This is a genomic window from Myxococcus xanthus (assembly GCF_013116825.1).
GTDB classification, from domain to species: domain Bacteria; phylum Myxococcota; class Myxococcia; order Myxococcales; family Myxococcaceae; genus Myxococcus; species Myxococcus xanthus_B.
In genome coordinates, this window is the sequence record NZ_JABFNS010000044.1 from 42,165 (window position 1) to 60,394 (window position 18,230).

At 67.8% G+C, this 18,230-nt stretch carries 13 protein-coding genes and 4 pseudogenes; 10 read left to right on the forward strand and 7 right to left on the reverse strand.

From position 1 onward, the window contains the following. Nucleotides 1-9 precede the first annotated feature (9 nt). A complete protein-coding gene (istB, locus tag HNV26_RS15225) occupies nucleotides 10-723 on the reverse strand; it encodes an IS21-like element helper ATPase IstB (RefSeq protein ID WP_171452823.1) in 714 nt (237 codons plus the stop codon). Beyond that, nucleotides 690-1,712, reverse strand: a pseudogene (istA, locus tag HNV26_RS15230) (IS21 family transposase); the annotation flags it as partial. The pseudogene istA and the gene istB, both read right to left, overlap by 34 nt. On the opposite strand from istA, the gene tnpB reads away from it, so the two are divergent. Together tnpB and tnpC are read left to right on the forward strand one after the other, a co-directional pair. Then, a complete protein-coding gene (gene tnpB, locus HNV26_RS15235) occupies nucleotides 1,638-1,811 on the forward strand; it encodes a transposase (RefSeq protein ID WP_237078526.1) in 174 nt (57 codons plus the stop codon). The pseudogene istA and the gene tnpB overlap by 75 nt on opposite strands. A gap of 46 nt (nucleotides 1,812-1,857) precedes the next feature. Beyond that, nucleotides 1,858-3,378, forward strand: a complete 1,521-nt coding sequence (tnpC, locus tag HNV26_RS15240) for an IS66 family transposase (RefSeq protein ID WP_171443914.1) — start codon at nucleotides 1,858-1,860, stop codon at nucleotides 3,376-3,378. 373 nt (nucleotides 3,379-3,751) lie between these two features. On the opposite strand, the gene HNV26_RS15245 is transcribed toward tnpC, so the two are convergent. After that, nucleotides 3,752-4,114 carry a hypothetical protein gene (locus tag HNV26_RS15245; protein ID WP_366816876.1) on the reverse strand — a complete coding sequence of 121 codons (363 nt, stop codon included), beginning with the start codon at nucleotides 4,112-4,114 and terminating at the stop codon, nucleotides 3,752-3,754. Nucleotides 4,115-4,125: 11 nt separating this feature from the next. Further along, the gene (locus HNV26_RS15250; protein ID WP_253816593.1) at nucleotides 4,126-4,848 is read right to left on the reverse strand and encodes a hypothetical protein; all 723 of its coding nucleotides are present in this window, start codon (nucleotides 4,846-4,848) and stop codon (nucleotides 4,126-4,128) included. Between the two features lie 239 nt (nucleotides 4,849-5,087). Here HNV26_RS15250 and HNV26_RS15255 point away from each other — a divergent pair, with 239 nt between their 5' ends. From HNV26_RS15255 to HNV26_RS37905, 3 genes and pseudogenes are all read left to right on the forward strand, one after another. Continuing rightward, entirely contained in the window at nucleotides 5,088-5,789 is a 702-nt protein-coding gene (locus HNV26_RS15255; protein WP_171443911.1) for a DUF8692 domain-containing protein, read from the forward strand. Further along, entirely contained in the window at nucleotides 5,761-6,843 is a 1,083-nt protein-coding gene (locus HNV26_RS15260; RefSeq protein WP_171443910.1) for a hypothetical protein, read from the forward strand. The genes HNV26_RS15255 and HNV26_RS15260 overlap by 29 nt, the downstream gene beginning before the upstream one ends. A 183-nt stretch (nucleotides 6,844-7,026) precedes the next feature. Then, nucleotides 7,027-7,914: pseudogene (locus tag HNV26_RS37905) on the forward strand (transposase); the annotation flags it as partial. Nucleotides 7,915-7,933: 19 nt separating this feature from the next. Here HNV26_RS37905 and HNV26_RS38970 read toward each other — a convergent pair. Continuing rightward, on the reverse strand, nucleotides 7,934-8,068 hold the full coding sequence (locus tag HNV26_RS38970; protein ID WP_301338523.1) for a hypothetical protein: 135 nt from the start codon (nucleotides 8,066-8,068) through the stop codon (nucleotides 7,934-7,936). A gap of 277 nt (nucleotides 8,069-8,345) precedes the next feature. Here HNV26_RS38970 and HNV26_RS15275 point away from each other — a divergent pair, with 277 nt between their 5' ends. Both HNV26_RS15275 and HNV26_RS15280 read left to right on the forward strand, forming a co-directional pair. Next, nucleotides 8,346-8,903, forward strand: coding sequence for a hypothetical protein (locus tag HNV26_RS15275; RefSeq protein ID WP_171443909.1), 558 nt, complete (start codon nucleotides 8,346-8,348; stop codon nucleotides 8,901-8,903). 411 nt (nucleotides 8,904-9,314) lie between these two features. Next, a complete protein-coding gene (locus tag HNV26_RS15280; RefSeq protein ID WP_171443908.1) occupies nucleotides 9,315-11,039 on the forward strand; it encodes a serine/threonine-protein kinase in 1,725 nt (574 codons plus the stop codon). A gap of 392 nt (nucleotides 11,040-11,431) precedes the next feature. Here HNV26_RS15280 and HNV26_RS15285 read toward each other — a convergent pair. After that, a pseudogene (locus HNV26_RS15285) lies at nucleotides 11,432-12,609 on the reverse strand (IS256 family transposase). Nucleotides 12,610-12,736: 127 nt separating this feature from the next. Here HNV26_RS15285 and HNV26_RS39480 point away from each other — a divergent pair. Next, a pseudogene (locus HNV26_RS39480) lies at nucleotides 12,737-12,910 on the forward strand (IS701 family transposase); the annotation flags it as partial. Nucleotides 12,911-12,939: 29 nt separating this feature from the next. Here the strand turns inward: HNV26_RS39480 and HNV26_RS15290 are convergent. Then, nucleotides 12,940-14,859: a bifunctional metallophosphatase/5'-nucleotidase gene (locus tag HNV26_RS15290; RefSeq protein ID WP_171443907.1), complete on the reverse strand. Its 1,920-nt coding sequence runs from the start codon at nucleotides 14,857-14,859 to the stop codon at nucleotides 12,940-12,942. Between the two features lie 264 nt (nucleotides 14,860-15,123). Here HNV26_RS15290 and HNV26_RS38410 point away from each other — a divergent pair, with 264 nt between their 5' ends. Continuing rightward, nucleotides 15,124-15,291 carry a penicillin-binding transpeptidase domain-containing protein gene (locus HNV26_RS38410; protein ID WP_171443906.1) on the forward strand — a complete coding sequence of 56 codons (168 nt, stop codon included), beginning with the start codon at nucleotides 15,124-15,126 and terminating at the stop codon, nucleotides 15,289-15,291. Between the two features lie 310 nt (nucleotides 15,292-15,601). Beyond that, complete coding sequence (locus HNV26_RS15300) at nucleotides 15,602-18,184, forward strand: hypothetical protein (RefSeq protein WP_171443905.1); 2,583 nt, start codon at nucleotides 15,602-15,604, stop codon at nucleotides 18,182-18,184. Nucleotides 18,185-18,230 lie beyond the last annotated feature (46 nt).

Sequence of the window (18,230 nt, forward strand, 5' to 3'; positions counted from 1 at the left end):
GGAGGACTCCTACCCCGCGGACTCGGAGGTCCGCAACTCCATGGCCCCCTTGGTGCGCCAGCTGCGGGGACCGAATTGGACGACGTGGGCATGGTGCAGCAGACGGTCGAGCATGGCGGCCACGGCGGCGTTGTCCCCCAAGAGCTTCCCCCAGTCCTCCACTGGCCGGTTGGAGGTGATGAGGGTGGAGGCCTTCTCGTAGCGGCGCATGATGAGCTCGAGCAGGTCCTCGGCGGCGGTGGCCGGCAGCTTGCGCATGCCGAGGTCATCGATGATGAGCAGCGGAGCGCCGGTGAGCGCATCGAGCTTCTGGCGTCGGGTGCCTTCGAGGCTTGCTTCGGCGAGCTCCTCGAGCAGGTGGTGCGCCTCGCGGTAGAGGACGCGGTGGCCCTGGGATTGGATGACGGCGCGGCCGAGGGCCTGGGCGATGTGACTCCTGCCGGTGCCTGGAGGGCCGAGGAAGAGCGCGTCCTCGCGCCGCTCCACGAAGCCGCCGGTGGCCAGTTCGAAGACGAGGCGGCGATTCATCTTCTTGTTGAAGTCGAAGTCGAAGCCGTCGAGCGTCTTGCCCGCGTCGCGGAAGGCGCCCTGTTTGAGGCGGCGTTGGATGAAGCTGTCGCTTCTGCGAGTCAACTCGTCGTTGACGAGGGCGGAGAGGAAGTCGAGTGGAGCGAGCTTCTCGGCTTGCGCCTGGATGACTCGACGGGCAGGGCCAGCAGCCATGGGCGCTCCTCGCCGAACATGGCGGCCACCTGGCGCTTGGTGGTGCCGTGGATTCGGGTGTCCGCCCACTTCGCCTCCCACGCGTCGAGGTAGGCCTGGGCGGCCTCCAGCGACTCGAAGCGCAGGCCCTTCAGCGGCGTGCGCTGCGCGTGGCCCACCGCAGACTCCACCTTCCCCTTCCTGTCCGGGTGGCGGACTCGGGCCGGCAGGGCCGTGGCCCCGTAGTGGGCCAGCACGTCCCGGAAGAGCGGATTGAGGGCCGGCTCGTAGACGTCGGGCGAAAGCACCCCCTCACGCAGGTTGTCCAGCACCACGGTGCGCGTCACTCCGCCGAGCCGCCGGAAGGACTCCTCGTGCAGCTGCGCCCACGCGCGGCTGGAGGACTTCCAGCACAACAGCCGCACCGACTTGCGGCTGTAGCCCAGCGTCATGACGAACATGCGCGTGCGCCGGTATTTCCCCGTCTCCGGGTGGCGCACCATGGGCCCCTCCCCATAGTCCACCTGCGCTTCCTCGCCCGGCGCGGTGTGGATGACGGCCTTGGCCTCCGGGCCCTGGCTGTCGCGCAACGCCCGGATGAAGCGGCGCACGCTGATGTAGCTGCCCGTGTAGCCCTGCGTGTCGACGAGCTCCTCGTAGATGGCGCGCCCGTTTCGGCCCACCTCCAGCCGCTGCCGCACCAGCTCGACGTAGGGCGCGACGATGCTCGCCGATACGTGCCGGACTCCGGCTCGGCTGCGCGGCATGGAGTCGGGGGTCCCCTCATTGGCCGGTTTTGCTCCGGCGGCCTCGGCCTCCGGCTCACTCGCCTCGGGGGTCCCCTCATTGGCCGGTTTTGACTTGCCCCACCGGCGCGGTGGACGGATGCCCACGCCCGCAGCCTTCAGGTACTGACGTGGAGCCGGGGCGGCTTCGTGCTGCTGTACAAACGGCTGGAGACGGGGAGATTCCGCCTGCCGCCGGTGGACGCGGGCGCGCAGGTGGTGCACCTGGACGCCACGCAATTGGCGATGCTGCTGGACGGCATCGACGTGGCCCAGGTGAGGCGCCAGCCCGCCTGGACGCCACCCGGGCGCACGGGCACGTGACGGACCCGGCCCGGGACACGGCGCAGCGGCGGCGTGTTGAGGCCGGGTGCCGCGAGAACTCCCTCAAGACCACTTCTGTCCCTGGCGCGAGGAGGCGGAGGAACTCAAGGCCGAGGTGAGCCGCATTGGTGGGGAGGTGGATGCGCTCAAGGGGCAGCTGGCAGCCCTACAGCGTCACGTCTTCGGCCGCAGGGCGGAGAAGTTGCCGACAGTGGCTGCCGAGCTGCGAGGGGACGCGGACTCGACGGCGGCCCAGGCCGACGCCGCGAAGAAGAAGCGCCAGGAGAGGGCCGCCCGGAAGGCCGAGGAGGCACCCGCACGGGAGATTCGCCACGCGGTGCCAGCCGAGGAGCGCCACTGCCCTGCGTGTGGCAGCGCGGACATGAAGCCACTGGGCAAGGGCCGCGCTTCGGTGCTGTACGAGTACGTGCCGGCGCGCTTCGAGAAGCAAGTGCACGTGCAGGAAGTGCTGGCGTGCGCGTGCGGCCGGGGTGTCGTCACCGCCCCGCCTCCGGCCAGAGTGGTGGACAGGGGCGAGTACGGCCCGGGCTTCATCGCGCACGTGGTGACGTCGAAGTGCGCCGATTCCATGCCCTTGCACCGGCTCGCTCAACGAGTCGAACGCGGTGGCATCCCCATGAGTCGCAGCACCCTGACGGACCTCTTCCACCAGGCCGCCTCGGTGCTGCTGCCGCTGTCCCAGCACCTCTTGCAGTGCATTGCCTCGGCGGACGTGGTGTGGGCCGACGAGACGCCTCTGCGCGTGCTGGACGTGAAGAAGACGCGCCTGGGCTACCTCTGGACTTTCCTCACCCAGAATGAGGCGGGCGAGTGGCTCATCGGCTACCGCTTCAGCATGGGCCGGGCCAGCAGGACGCCGAAGGAAGTCCTGGGCGGCACCGCGGGCGCGCTCGTGGTGGACGCGTACACCGGTTACAACGCGGTGACGCTGCCCAAGGGCCGCGTCCGCGTCGGGTGCTGGGCCCACGTACGTCGCCGCTTCTTCGACGCGCTGGCCACCGCGCCCGAGGCTCGCGAGGCGATGAACTTCATCCTCGAACTCTACCGGGTGGAGGCCCAGGCGCGTGAGGCGGCCGTGGTGCGCACCACGGCCCACCGCGAGCTGCGCCAGGTGCACAGCGCCCCCGTCCTCGCGCGACTGCGCGTTTGGCTTGAAGCCCAGGCACCGCGTCACCCGCCCAAGAGTCCGCTGGGGCAGGCCCTCTCCTACGCGATGAAGCAGTGGGAGGCCCTCACGCGCTTCGTCGAGAATGAGCGACTCCCCCTCGACAACAACCGCTCGGAATCGGCGCTGAGGAAGGTGGCCCTGGGCCGCAAGAACTTTCTCTTCGTCGGGCACGAGGCCGCGGGCGAAAACCTCGCGGGCCTCTACGCGCTGGTGGCCACCTGTGAGGCCAACCAAATCAATCCCGAGGCATATCTGGCCGACGTGCTGCTGCGTGTGCAGACACACCCCAACTCGCGCATCGGTGAGCTGCTACCCCACGAGTGGAAGCGGCGCCGCGCCGACGACCCGCCCGATTCGCCCCTCCAGCTCCGTCACTGAACAGCTCGCTCGTCTCGGCGCTCGCCGAACACGGTCCTCGTCCGTCTGCAACCGCTCACGCCACGGCACTGGCCGGACGGTTACGTCTCGCGGGTGTGCCCAGGCGGTGCAACCGCACCAATTCCTGCAGCCGCTCCATCTCCACTCTCCGGTTACTCACGCCACTTCCCTTTCCAAGGGAAGGCAGCGTGGCCTGTCGGCGGGACATCCGAGTGGACCGGTTTGGCCGAACCGGTGCGGACCGGTTTGGCCGAACTCACCCCGACCGGGTTCGCCGAACTCCGGAGGAACTGCTACGCCGAGCTACGACATCAAGGCGAGCAGGAGTCCGGTGGAGATGCCCCCCGGGAACGAGGGGCTCCCGACATCCCGCTCAGCGAGTCTTCTCCTGGTAGGCTTTCACCAGCGCGTTGAGGCGCCGCCCGCTAGGGTCTTCCTTCTTCGGGTCGGCGATAATGAGCATCATCTTGCCGGAGACCGCCGCAGCCCCGACGGAATTGCCGATGAGCTTCCAGGCGGCCTCCTCGGCCTGCTGTGCCTTCTCCGCACTTTCGAACACGCATACCGTGGCATCCAAGCCACTCACCTTGCCCGCCTGACATTTTCCGCCCGGGAGCTTCTCTCCGGCATCAGTGAACGCGGAGGGCGACTCTCCCGCCGTCTTCCAGGCATCCACCACGTCGTCCACGCCGCTGGAGCAGCCCGCCACCAGCAGCGCCACCATTCCAAGTGCCACGCTCCGCACGCTCAGTCCCGTCCCTTGAACTTCTTGTGTTTGTGCTTCTTGTGTTTGTGCTTCTTGTGCTTCTTGTGGACGTGGTGGTCGCAGTGGTCATGGTGCACGTGCACATGCTCATGCCGGATGACGTCCCGCTCCCACTCGGGCGGGGGAGGAGGCGGCGGCCGTGGTGTCCCGACCCGCACCTCGATAGAGGGCAATGGGATGTTCAGGCCCACCTGGATGACGGGGCCGTGGTACTCCGGCGGCGGGGCCAACGTCACCACGGGGCGTGGGGCACTCCAGGAGCGGTACACCGTGTTGACTCGCACCAACTTCGGACTTTCCTGCCGGTACTCCTGGGGGTACTCGCCCGCGTAGTAGTGGACGTCCTCCTTGTCCACGAACTCCTGGCGCGGCGGAGGCGGGTAGGCGTGGTAGTGCGGCCCGTCGTGGTAGCAGTACTCCACCACGTCCACGTCGACGTCGATGCGCACGAGCACGTTGAGCACCACGGGGTGGTGCCCGTAGTACGCATGCTGCGGCCCCTCGTAGCCAAAAGGCGTCGGGTCTCCAATAAAGACATAGACGTTGTCGCGCGTGCGGTAGAGCGTGTCGGCGTGCATCGGCGCGGCGGTGTGCACATGCATCATCTCGATGTGACACAGCCCATCCGCCGGCCGCCCGGTGCGCGGGTGCATGCCCGCGTACCGCCACTGCTTCGCCTCGACCACACCAGAGGAAGCGAGCATGAGTATCGCGACCAGGCCGGCCAGATTCATCCGTGACATAGTGGAGTTCTCCCTCGGAGCGGCACCTTATACCGGACCCAGCTCCCGCAAGGTCGAGCACGCGCACGGTCGGGCATACTCGCGGTGTCTTCACATGTGCTCCGCGCGCAGCATGAAAACAGCCAGCACGAAACATTTCCGCCGCATGACATTTCGCACCGGAACGCGAGCTCCCGAGTAACCTTCAGCGCCAGCCTCCGATGCTCCCGGCTCCCCACACCCTCCGCCGCTGGCTCCTCGCCGTGGCGAGCCTCCTCACCCTCCTGGGCGCGGGAGTCGAGGTCGCGTACTACGCGCTCGACGTCCGGGGGCTGGAGCCATTCGTCGCGTTCCTCTCCTTGAGCTACGAGCGGAACCTGCCTACCTGGTACGCGTCGGCCTTGCTGCTGAGCTGCGCGCTCGTGCTCGCGGGTATCAGCCATGTGGCGAGACAGGGCAGGGAGCAGGGATGGCGTCATTGGCGGGCGCTGGCGGGCGCGTTCGCGTACATCTCTCTCGACGAGAGCGTGGGCCTCCACGAGCACCTCGGGGGGCGGCTCTCCCTGGGTGGCGTGCTCTTCTTCACCTGGGTGGTGCCCGGGGCGCTCCTCGTGCTGCTCTGCGGGCTTGCCTTCCTCCCCTTCCTCGCCCGGCTCCCTCCGCGCCGACGCCGACAGTTCATCCTCGCCGGGGTGCTTTATGTGGGTGGGGCGCTGGTGATGGAGCTTCCGCTGGGGTGGTGGACGGAGCAACACGGCAACGACAACCTCGTGTACGCACTCATCGACCACGTGGAAGAGGCCCTGGAGCTGATTGGTGCCAGCCTGTTCCTCGCGGCGCTGGCAGAGGAGCTGGGCGAGCGGGTGGTGCTCACGGCGCGAAAGGAGGAGCCCCATGGGTCTGGCCCAGCCACTCCCCGTTGAGGCGCAGCGCTCGCCCGAATCCGTCCAGGAGTTGGCCCCCGCGTCCTCGCGCTCGCCCTACATCGTCGGGCCCCGCTTCGACTGGGCCTTCTTCCTGCTTCCTCCACTCCTGGCGCTCGGGCTGGGCATCGCCATCTCAGGCACGCCCTTCAGTGACGACCCCATCCAACTCCTGGGTCAGGAGAAGACGTGGGCCGGGCTGATGGTGGGCAGCCTCATCCATGCCCACCTGGTGGCGGTGTTCTTCCGCAGCCACAGCAACCCCACCATCTTCCGGCTCTACCCGCTGCGCTTCCTCCTGGTGCCCGTGCTCGCGTGGGCCGCCATCCGCGGCTCCACGGTGGTGGCAGCCGGCGCCACGGTGCTCGCGACGTTCTGGGACGTGTGGCACTCGGGACTGCAGACGTTCGGCCTGGCCCGCATCTACGACCGCAACCGGGGCAATCCACCCGATGTGGGGCGCCGGCTCGACTTCTGGCTGAACCACCTGCTGTACGCGGGCCCCATCCTCGCGGGCGCCACCATGCTGGACCACTTCAACAGTTTCGAGTCCTTCGACGGGGTGGGAATGCCGTGGCTCGCCTCCGTGCCCGCGCGCATGACGGCCACCCACCGCGCCTGGACACTTGGCGTCGTGGCGGTGGGCGGCATGTTCCTCCTCTTCTACATAGGGGCCACGGTGCGCCTGTTGCGCCAAGGCCACCGCCCCTCCTTCCACAAGGCGTTCCTGCTGGTCACCACGGGGGCCTGCTCCATCTACACCTGGGGCTTCAACTCGTGGGGTGAAGCCTTCTTCATCATGAACCTGCTCCATGCCATCCAGTACCTGGCACTGGTGTGGGCCATGGAGGGCGAGCGCCTCCGTGAGCGGCTGCGGCTGCGGTGGCGCTGGCTCGCGCTCGCGCTGTTCCTCGGCACCGTGCTCACCTATGGAGTGTGGGCCGAACTTCTCGACTCCAGCGTGGAGAGTCTCTGGGCGCTCACCCTCGTCGTCTCCCTGATGCACTTCTGGTATGACGGCTTCATCTGGTCCGTGGCGCGCAGGCAGGTGTGAGCACCGCCTCACGGAATGTGCCACTCCGTCGCCAAACTGCCACCAGGCGGAGTTTCCCACCTGTGCCTACCCAAAATTCGGTCGCTGCGTCATGAGTGCGTCAAGGCCTCATTCCGCAGCGCGTCACTGCGAGTGAGCGAGGCGCGCGCACTGAGGCGACATCTTTCCTGACGCAGGGGGCAACTCTCGCCTTCCAGCGGCAAGCGGTACGGCTTGGCGCGCGTGACGGCCACCTGGCACGTGCCGCGGGCTACCGTGTACCGGCACCGGGCCCGACGTCAGGCCACCACGGCCCCCGCGGCAGCCCGGCGAGGCCCCAAGACGGCGCTGACGGACGAGGCGTTGCTGGAGGCCATCCGCGGCGTACTGCCAGCTTCGCCCTTCCTGGGCGAAGGGCATCGCAAGGTGTGGGCTCGCCTGCGCGCACAGCGCGTGCGCACCTCGAAGACCCGCTGCCTGCGGCTGATGCGCCAGGCGGGGCTCTTGGCCCCAGGCCGGGCCCGCCGGGTGCTGGGGCCGCGCAACCATGACGGCACCATCACCACCGACAGGCCCGACGACATGTGGGGCACCGACGCCACGTGCACCGTGACGACACTGGAGGGGCAGGCCACCGTCTTCATCGCCATCGACCACGGCGCCGCCGAGTGCGTTGGCATCCACGCGGCCAAGGTCGGCACCCGCTTCGAAGCCCTCGAGCCCATTCGTCAGGGCATCAAGGCCCGCTTCGGTGCGTATGGCCCAGGCGTGGCCAGGGGACTGTCCATCCGCCACGACAACGGCAGCCAGTACACCTCGGACGTCTTCCAGAACGAGCTGCGCTTCCTGGGGGCCGTGTCCAGCCCGTCCTTCGTCCGCAGCCCCGAGGGCAACGGTTGTGCCGAACGCTTCATCCGCACCCTCAAGGAGCAACTGCTCTGGGTGCGAACCTTCTCCACCGTGAAGGAACTGCGGAGGGCCCTGCTGGAGTGGGCCCTGCGGTACAACGAGAACTGGCTGCTGGAGCGCCACGACTTCCTCTCGCCGAGTCAGGCCCGACGGGAGCTGATGCAGTCGAAGCCGGCGGCCTGATTACAACCAACCTGGTGTCTCAACAATCCGGTGCGGTACAGCGGTCTGCCTCCGCGAGCACCCGCAGCTTGTACTCCGCCGTGAGCCCTCGGCGTCTGGCCTTCTCCACCACCTCGGTCTCCATGACGCGAGCCGCTTCCCTCACTGCGCTCATCGTTCCTGCCTGGGTCGCCCTGCACACTAAACTGCCGGGTACGAACTGTCTCACTCACGTTGGCAGAGAGGGCTGGCGGGACTGCATGTACCGGCGGGCACGGAGGAAGGGCAGCCAGACGCACATACTTCGTCTCTGCACCGGACACCTCCCGGACGCCCTGACGTTCACCCGCGCATGTGGCCGCCGACTCCGCCAGAGGGTCCTCGCTATGCAACCGGCAACCCGTGGCGCCCTGGGCCTGGAGCGCCCGTGCCGCCGAAAGAGAGTTCTCGAAGTGAACCGCTTTCTCCTGCTGATGCTGTGCACCCTCCCGCTGATTGGCTGCGGGGATCCGGTGTCCAGTTCGGCCCTCATTGGCATCAACCTCAAGGCCAAGTCCTCGGACACCGCCAACGGCACCGTCACCGCGCAGAAGAGTATCGGGAGCGAGTCGGGCAACCCCTTCAAGGTCTTTGTTGACGATGCTCGCCGGGAACTGGATGGCAAGTCGCCCTCGCGCGTCGAGTTGACGAGCCTCACCCTGACGCTTGGTGCCGGGAGCGTAGGCGTAGCCTCGCTCTCCGAGGTATTTAACGACCGGGTGGAGGTGGTCTTCCTCATGAATGAGTCCAACAACACCTATGCCGCTGGCCACGTTGCGGGGCCGAGCGGAAGCGGCCCTGTAGCGATGGAGGTGGATTTCAACTCCGAAGCGCTCCCGGCTGCCGACTACACCCGATTCCTCGATGGCAAGTTCAACGTGGTGCTGCGCGGCTCCGCGGCCCCCACGTTCATGCGCCCGGGAGCCGACGTCGATTTCCAGACGACCTTCTCCTTCACCGCCTTCAAGTAGCTCGCGCTTCAGTCCTCCCAAAGTGGCCTTTTCCAGTAGCCCTGCCGGACCCGGCACCGTACCTGGGCATCCATAACGACGGCCTGGGCAAGCGGGTGATTGGCGAGAGGGAGGTCAGCTCCTGCAAAACGCAGTGGCAGGCCATAGGCGGGGGTTGGCATCCCTGACGGCCCCCGGTGGGGTGCGCGCCGGACCGGGCCGGTGCTCACGCGGGAGCTGCCCCCGGGCACAGTCGCTGGCCCAGTGGCTCGAGCGGAACAAGGCCCGCTTCCTGCGGGCGGCGTGAGCGGCCGGGACACCGCCGCGCGCCGCCAGGTGCGACTCTACCCAGACGTTCCACCGCGCGTGTGTGAGCGAACCGACGACAGATAATCAGAAGTTTCGCGCCTCCACTTGTTATCGTGCGCGCCCATGAATGAGCCCACGGCCGTTACGGATCCTCGCATCGGCTCAGTGTTGCAGGAGCGCTACCGCATCATCGAGCGGCTCGCCGCCGGTGGCATGGGCATGGTGTACCGGGGCGAGCGGCTGGAGGTGGGCAAGTCCGTCGCCATCAAGTTCCTGCACGCGTGGGCGGCGCGAGATGATGACTTCCGCAAGCGCTTCCAGGTGGAGGCGCGCGCGATGAGCCGCCTCACCCATCCGTGCTGCGTGTCGGTCATCGACTTCGGCGTGGATCAGGAATCGCCGTACATGGTGATGGACTTCGTCACCGGCGAGACGCTGCGGGCGCTGCTGCGCGACGGCCCGCTGCTGCCGGCCCGGGCCCTGAGCGCCGTGCGGCAGGTGCTCGCAGGTCTGGCCCATGCGCACGACCAGGGCATCATCCACCGGGACATCAAGCCCGAGAACATCATCGTCACCCACGCCGTCGGACTCGGGGAGCAGGTGCGCATCCTCGACTTCGGGCTCGCCAAGCTTCGCGACGAGGTGACGGGCATCACGTCGGGGATGATGCTCGGGACTCCGTCCTACATGGCCCCGGAGCAGATCCACGGCGAACCGGTGAGTCCGCCCACGGACCTGTACGCCACCGGCGTGCTGCTCTACGAGCTTCTCACCGGAAAGAAACCCTTCAACGCCACCAGCAACGCGGAGCTGCTGCGCATGCAGCGCGAGGTGACACCGCCCCGGTTGCGCAACGCCGCACCTGACGCGGGCTTCTCCGCTGAGCTCGAAGCGACGCTGGCGAAAGCGATGGAGAAGGCCCCAGGGGATCGCTTCCAGTCCGCCACGGAGTTCCTGGCCGCGCTCGAAGGGGCCGGGGCGGGTCCGGCTGTGCTCTCCGTGGCGCCCGTGACTGGCGATGCACCGGGGGTGCCGCGCTCGTCCTCGCCCACGCCGTCACGCCCCAGGGAGGACGTGCTTGAGACCCGGAACGCCCGGGCGCAGCCCCGCGCGACGCCGGTGGGCCATCGAGCCGAAGCCCGCGCTCCGGAGGCCCTGCCCGTGGCCGTGGCCAGGAAGGAGTCCGAGGCCACGATCCGGTCTGGCCCCATGACGGTCCCGCCCGCCCGGAACCGCTCACGCCGGGTGGTGGGAGGCGCGGTGGTGCTCTCCCTGGCCGCGGTGGGCTTTGGTGGGTGGGCGTTGGCGTCAAGGTCCGCGGGCCTGGCGCCTGTGCCCTTGGAACGACCGTCGCCCAAGCCCCCCGCGAGTGAGGAAGCACCGGCGGAGGCTCCGACGGTCGCCACGGACTGGCAGCCCGTCGTGGAGCAGCTCCCAGGCATCGACGAGGTCCATCGGCTGATCAAGGCGAAGCGACGGGACGCGGCCCTGGCGGCGTTGAAGAAGCTGGCGGCGAAGTACCCGACAAGCGCCTATGTCCGCTACCTGGAGGGGAACGTCGACTTCGACAACCTGCGTTGGGTGGATGGCGTGGCGGCCTACCGGGCGGCGCTGCGCAATGACGCCGCGTACCGCAACGCGCCAGTCGTCATCCAGAACGCGATCCGCTGCCTCGTCAGTGACCGGTTCCACGGCACCTGCCAGGACTTCCTCCGCAAGGACCTGGGCGAGGCCGCGGTGCCCTCGCTGGAGGATGCTGCCCGAGAGCACCCCATGGCCAGCGTCCGGACCCGGGCCGCGGCGCTGCTCCGCCAGCGTGACCGCGATGCCACGGAGGGTTCACGCTGAGCCCCCGGACGGAGCCAAGGAAGTGAAGTTCGAGCGGTAGCCCATAAGGAGCCATGAGACTCTATTTCCGCCGCGCCTCGCTGCTTGTGATGGGACTGGCCCTCGGTGAGTTCGGCTGCGCGGTCCGCACCCTTGGGGCGGCCCTCTCTGCGGAATCCGACCGCGGGGCTTCGCGCCTCATGCGCTGGAGCAAGCCCCAGCGGCTCCCCGCTACACGGCGCGCTACGCCAGCCGGGATGTCGAGCTCTTCCGTGTAGTACGGGCTTACCATACGGCCTTCCTCACGCGCCTAGGCAGGCTGTTGAAAAGGACCGGGACGTCTCTCGGTCAAGTCCCGAATCGTGTGTAGTTGGTTCGGAGGGGGTGCGGGGGAGGAAGGCTCCTTGGAGGCATCATTCAACGATGTCTGGGTTTGAAGTCAGCAGGGCCATGTCGAGGTAGCGGCGGTCATCCCAGATGCCAGTGACTTCGAGGGCGACGGCGGTGATGAGGCGCAGGGCGCTGGCGCGGTCAGGGAAGGCCCCCACGGAGCGGATGCGGCGCTTCACTTCGCCATGGAGGCGTTCGAGGCCGTTGGTGCTGCGAAGCCGCTTCCAGTGGACCTTTGGGAAAGAGAAGAAGCAGGTGGCTGCGGCAAAGCCGTCGCGCAGGCACTCCATGGCCTCGGGGACCTGGCGGCCCAGGCCGGCCTGGAGCGCCTCCAGGCGCTTCCTGGCGTCCTGGAGCGAGGGCGCCCCTCGAAGATGGCCGACGTGTCCTTGCCGAGCCGTCCACGCAGCCGCCAGGGGGCCTTGGCGAGGACGTTCCGAGTGAGGTGCACCGTGCAGCGCTGGAGCTGGGCCTCGGGCAGCGACTGCCGGGCTGCGGCGGCCAGTCCCGCATGTCCGTCGGCGATGACGAGCCGCACGCCCCTCAACCCTCGCTCGAGCAGTTGGCGAAGCAGCTCCAGCCAGGAATCCACCGACTCGCTGCCCCCCAGAGTCACAGCCAACAGGTGCCGGTGCCCATCCTCGCCCACGCCGTAGGCCACCAGGGCCGAGACGTTCTGCACCGTGCGCGCCCACCGGGCGTCCAGGAAGGTGGCATCCAGGTACAGGTAGGGGAAGGCCTGGGTGAGGGGCTGGGTGCGCAGGTCCTCCACCTTCTCCTCGAGGGACTTCGTCACTCGACTCACCGTCGAGCGCGAAACCTCCTCGCCCATGAGGGCTCGCGTCACCCGGCCCATCTTCCTCGTGGAGACGCCCTGCACGTACGCGCTGGTAATCGCCTCGTCGAGCTCTTCGCTGCGCCGCTTGTAGCGGCCCAGCACGGCCTCCGCGGAGCCGCTCGCCCTCGTCCGGGGCACCGCTACCTCCAGGTGCCCCATGGATGTCAGCAGGCCTCGCAGGTAGCTCCCATTGCGCTGGTCCTTGCGCCCCGCCACCTGCTGCCAGCGCCCGGCTCCCACCAGGCCCCGTATCTCCTCCTCCAGCAGCATCTCGAGCGTCATGCGGATGGCCCCCAGGAAGAGCGCGCGCACGTCGGTGCGCACCTCCTCGTGCGAGGGAGGAACAAAGTCTGTATCTTCCACGTCGGGGAACTCCTCGGCCTCCTCGCCAAAGGAGGACCGTCTCGGTTGGTTTCACCGAGGAGCTTCCCTCTTTCCCGCTCGTCCCTCCTCTCTATCTACACACTTATAGGGACACGACCCCACGTTCACCCTCTGTGCCGTCGCCCACGGCTTCCTCGCGCTCCGTCGGGCGCTTTTCCCCCCGGAGCCGCGTGCACTGGACGCTACCGATGGTGCGGCGCGCGCTTCAGCCGCTCCTGCTACGCCAGATTGGCACCTGCCCGCTCTGCAACAGGGCCATCAGCCCCAGAGCTCCGCCTGAGCGACCCTCTCGGATGTGACCAAGTCGTATTAGGGCAGCCTGGTGATGCGATTGAGCGCGGGGGCGGGCAAGGGGCTCGCCTGGCTGCTGTGTGCCTTCAGGTATGCCTCCAGCGCGTCGCTGTCCACGGCGCCACCCAGCCGGTTCGTCCCCTCGGCGAACACCTGGAAGCCATCACCCCCACTCACGAGGTAGTTGTTCGCGGTGACGCGGTAGTTCGCCGCCGGGTCCACCGTCACGCCGTTGATCCGGATGGACGCCGGGTCGACGCGGCTTCCGACGGGCGCCGACGCGCTGAACGCATAGGTGAAGCCCGCCGACGGAAGCAGCATGAGGGTGGCTCCCGACGGCCGCCACTGCCACTCCAGCAGTTGCTCGATTTGCGCGCCCGTCAGCGTCAGGGTGACCAGGCTGTTGCCGAACGGCTGCGTGGTGAAGGCCTCGCCGTAGGTGACCTCGCCCTGGGCGATGTCCGCGCGCACGCCCCCCGGGTTCATGAAGGCCACCTGCGCCCCACCCAGGTTCGCGGGCTTCGTCGCCTCCAGATGTGAGTCCGCGATGACGAAGCCCAGGGTGGACTGGCCCACGGAGTCCGACTGTGTCCTGAGCGTCTGCGACACCCAGCCGATGACCCGGTTGGCCCTCGGCGTGACGAGCTCCTGGTACTTCGTCACCAGCGCCTTCACCGCGCCGACCTCCTGCACGTCGCGAGTAACGATGATGTTGTTCGCTCGCGCCTCCACGACGTCGCCCGTCGCCTTGCTCACCGTCAGGTCGATGTCCGTGACGAGCTGCCCCATCGACGAGGCGCTCGTGACGACCTTGCCATCGATGACGCAGTTGTAGGCCTGATGCGTGTGGCCGCTGACGATGACATCCACCGCGTCGTTGAGGCCCTTGGCCACGCCCACGATGGCACCTGAGATGAGGCCGTCCGCACCCGCGCCCTTGCATTCGTTCACCAGCGAGCCCGAGGCCGGAATTCCGCCCTGGTGCACCACCACGATGATGGCTTCGATGCCCTGCCGCCGCAGCTCCGGCACCAGCGCGTTCACCGTCTGCACTTCGTCCTTGAAGGTGAGCCCCGCCACGCCCGTGGGTATGACGCTTTCCGGCGTGGCCTCCAACGTCATGCCGATGAAGGCCACCTTCACGCCCTCGAACTCGCGCACGTCGTAGCGGGGGAACAGCGTGCGGTCCACGCCCGTGGCCACGTTGGCCGCCAGGAACTTGAACTTCGCGCCCGGGAAGCCATCCCCGTCCAGGCAGCCATCCACCGGGTGGCAGCCGCCCGACTGCATGCGCAACAGCTCCGTGCTGCCCTCGTCGAACTCGTGGTTGCCCACCGCGACCAGGTCCAGGCCAATCAGGTTCATCGCCTCGACGGTGGGCTCGTCGTGGAAGAGCCCCGACAGCAGCGGGGAGGCGCCGATGAGGTCTCCCGCCGCGACCACCACCGTGTTCGGATTGGCGGCCCGCAGGGCCGCGATGTGCCGGGCGAAGTACGTCACGCCGCCCGCGTTCACCCGCACCGGTCCACCGTCGGGGGCGATGCCCGCCAGAATCTGGCCCGCGGGCTCCTCGAGCTGCCCGTGGAAGTCATTGAACGCAAGCACCTGCACGCTCACCGTGGTGGGACCCGCGTCGGGAGTCCCCGAGTCGGGCGTCCCCGCGTCGGGAGTCCCCGCATCGGGCGTCCCCGCGTCCGTGCCGGAATCCGGGGGCGGCACCTGGACGGCATGCTGCTCACAGCGCTTGTCCTCGCAGACCCACTCCGTGTTCGAAGCCGGCGGTCCATTGACTTCACGGCAGTCGGCGGCGGCCTGGCACTCGTCACCTCCGCAGCCGCCCTGGGCGAAGAGGAACATGCCGGTGACGAACGCTCCGGCGAGGAGGAAGACGCTGGGACGCGCGTCCAGAAGGGACGAGCGCGGTGTGGCTTGTGGCATCGACGGAACTCCACCGAACAGGGAGGGCGAACCTACTCGGGTTCGTGGACGATGGCGCGACTTCATGGCGGCACGGACATGCTTTCCGACGACTTGTCGAGCGGAGAGAAGTCCGCGGGGGCTCGACGCGTACTCACTCTTCGAACCCGAGCCGCAAGCGGGCGTTGCCGTTAGACCGCACCCTGTACCGGCTGCGCTACCGGGTGGAGTGCCTCTTCCACGACCTCAAGCGCTTTCGGGCGGATGAACCTGGAGACAGGCTAGGTGGCCTTCAACGACAGCAGCCTCCGCCAACAGCGCCTGTCCCCCGCCTCCACCCTCAAGATTCCGCATGCGCTCATCGCGCTGGAGGAAGGCGTGTTGAAGCCAGACGAGGTGTTCCCCATGGCATCCGTATCGAAACAAGAGCCTGGCCACGCCAAGGCTCCATGAGCACCGGCTGTAGGGCGTGCGCACCCGTGGCAACCACAACCATCCAAGGCAGGCCCCCCAGGCGCTGAAAAAGATGTCTGGGGTTGAGTCTTCGCTTACCGGGTCGGACGCACGTCAGCGTGTTTCACCGCGCGTTCCATGTTGACGCACTTGCCTCCCGGTCGGACGCGGCATGTTTCAGCGCGCCGGGGGCCTTCGTCGCAAGCGCCCGGAAGCCATCAAAGGGCCTCTTTCACGGGGTGCTGGCTCACGTTTTGCAGTGACTGTCTTTCGCAGTCGACGAGCCCATCCCCCCGTGGAAGAGGACGCAATGAACACCCCTGAGAACGCATTCGACATCTCCAACGTCGCCCTCCCCTGGTCCGACCAGCAGAGTGGTGCGGGCGCTGTGTGCTGTAGCGGCGGACGTGTGCAGTACGCCGTCCCGGCTTCTGGCGGGCAGCTCACGCTGCTGTCGGCGGACACCTCCAAGTACCAGAGCAGCCACACGTTCAGCGACCTCAACGTCTGGAGCGCGAAGAAGATCTCGGATCAGTTCCCGCCGAGCCTGCGCGCGCGGTTCGCGGTCCAGACGGACCGGCTCATGTCCATCTTCGCGGTAGGGGACTACACCTACGTGTTCTGGACCTCGCAGGACGGCCACCGCTACGCGCTGCGCACCCGCCCGGACATGCTCGAGCCCGCCGCTGTCGCCGAGGTCGATATTTCGGTCTGGGGCAACAACTACACCTCCAAGAGCAACGTCGCGGCGTTCGCGCTGCCGAGCACCCTGCCCACCTTCGAGGGGATGGTTGGCGCCGTGGTGCTCGCCGAGGAAGTGAACGCCCAGACACACAAGGCCGTTGGCGTGATGTTGCCGCTGCTGTTCGATCCCGCGGACTTCACGCCCAACGGCACGTGGGCCGCGCGAATCCCGAATGGGGGCTACAGGGGCGAGCTCGGGTCGTTGCTCGCCAACGACACCAGCGGATGCTCGGTCGTCAATAACTACCTGGCCGTGAGCGCGGGCTGGATTGACCAGGGCGTCGTCCAGGGTCCCCATGACAGTGCTCCGCGCCCCTACCTGAGCCTGGTGGTGGTGTGCAACACCAACTCCTCGAGCATCAAGAGCCTGTCCTTCGGGATGGATCTGCTGCCGGCGTTCGACGTTTATTGCCGGGTGAAAGCCGGCGGGAACCTGACCGTCACGAAGATCAACGCCGCGCATGGCGACTCCGGCCTCTGCCATGGGGCGAATGTCGGCATGGCGCCGGACGGTTCGCTGTCCGTCCACTTCCGGGACGGCAGCGACAACGTCCGGGTTGGCAAGTTGATCCCGAACTCGGCACAGCACGGCGAAGCGAGCTACCAGCAGCCGGGCCTGTACCTGCCGGTGTGGGAGACGGCGCCGGTGTACCTCGCCTCCAGCACCAGCCACTTGACCACCCGCAATACGCCCTGTGGCGTGTACCTGCCGCTGGCGACGACCCAGGCGCCGTCGCCCAGCGCGGTCATGCGGTCCGACGGCTCCGGCGCGCAGGTGTTCGATGACTGCCCCACCGTCCGCTTCATCCACCTCATCCTCAGCAGCGACTCGAACCACAAGCCGCGGCTGAGTACGTCCTACTGGGGGGCGTTCTTCTCCATCGAGAACTACCGGGTCGACACCGCGACGGAGGCCTACCAGGAGGCGACGCTGGTCTCGATGGTGGCGGACAGCTTCCCCTACCCGGTGCCCTCGCGTGAGATCTGGGGCCCCGACAGCCCGTCGGGCATGGTGAACTGGCATTTGTGCAACTACGAGTACCTGACGGGTGACGACACGGAGGTCGACCTGGACTACTCGTTCCAGTTGGGCGTGGGCCTCAAGGCCGAGGCCATCGTCACCACGGTGGTGGGGGTCCAGGCTGACACGGAGAATGTCGCGGGCGTCAGCGCGCTGGTCCAGACGTCGGATGCCACGCTCAAGGCCAGCTCCTTCTCGGTGGCCACCCGGGGCTTGCCGCCCGTCCCGGGCGATCCCGAAACCGAGACCCTGCGTGTTTCTCCCAGCGGCGCCTTCTTTGGCGTCACGCCGCCCGCGCGGATGGCGACGAACGTGACCTTGTTGAAGCCGCGGGGGAGCGCATCGTCGTCCTTCCTCGCCGTGACCGTGCAGCCCATCATGGATGGCTCCATCACCGCGCGCAGCGGCGGCTTCAGCAGCTACTGCTACACGCCCGGGCAGTTGCAGACCTACAGCCCGGAGTCCATCGGCGCCACGATGGCGAATCGCTTCAGCCACCTGTCCGCGGATGACCAGCGGCGGTTCAGGATCAACGGGGTGGACCACAGCAGCCTGTACCAGGCGGACTACGTGGACCGGGTGGCGCAGAGGTTCGGACGCAACTGCTTCGGGCCGGGCGGCAACCTGCCGTACCTCGAGTTCTCCTTCTCCGAGGGTGGGATCCAACGCAGCGAGTTCCAGAGCACCTCCCGCTTCACTGCAGGGGGCGGGGCCTACGCCAACCAATCGGCGTATGCAGGACTGGCCTGGAACGTGGAGGTGGAGAACTCGGTCGGCGCGCTCGGGGTGTACGAGGTCACCATCCCGATCTTCAATTCGTCGGGCTACGTGATGGTCGGGGTGGAGTGGGCCACCAGCCTGGTCGCCTCGTCCACCAGCACCAAGAGCTGGGGAATCAAGCTGGACGAGTACCTGACCCCGCTCGCCCCCGGGGAGGCCTACACCGTGCGCATGTACCTGCTGGAGCCGAGCCCGCTCTGGGCCCTCGAGATGAAGTACTTCGGCTTCAATCAAGGCGACCCCATGGCGGAGAAGATCGACTTCACCAACAGCAGCCCGGTGCGGATCCTCTTCACCGTCCCCTACATCTCGCCGGCGCTCCAATCGAGGCTGGCGCTGGGCGTCTGAGCGCGGGAGACCGGGTCAGAGCCCCCGCCCCCGGTCAGGGCCCCGC

Coding starts and splice junctions, on each gene's coding strand:
- HNV26_RS15300 (WP_171443905.1), top strand. CDS start 15,602: ATGAACACCCCTGAGAACGCATTCGACATCTCCAACGTCGCCCTCCCC.
- HNV26_RS15255 (WP_171443911.1), top strand. CDS start 5,088: ATGCTCCCGGCTCCCCACACCCTCCGCCGCTGGCTCCTCGCCGTGGCG.
- HNV26_RS15250 (WP_253816593.1), bottom strand. CDS start 4,848: ATGCTCGCTTCCTCTGGTGTGGTCGAGGCGAAGCAGTGGCGGTACGCG.
- HNV26_RS38970 (WP_301338523.1), bottom strand. CDS start 8,068: ATGAGCGCAGTGAGGGAAGCGGCTCGCGTCATGGAGACCGAGGTGGTG.
- HNV26_RS15290 (WP_171443907.1), bottom strand. CDS start 14,859: ATGCCACAAGCCACACCGCGCTCGTCCCTTCTGGACGCGCGTCCCAGC.
- istB (WP_171452823.1), bottom strand. CDS start 723: ATGGCTGCTGGCCCTGCCCGTCGAGTCATCCAGGCGCAAGCCGAGAAG.
- HNV26_RS15260 (WP_171443910.1), top strand. CDS start 5,761: ATGGGTCTGGCCCAGCCACTCCCCGTTGAGGCGCAGCGCTCGCCCGAA.
- HNV26_RS15280 (WP_171443908.1), top strand. CDS start 9,315: ATGAATGAGCCCACGGCCGTTACGGATCCTCGCATCGGCTCAGTGTTG.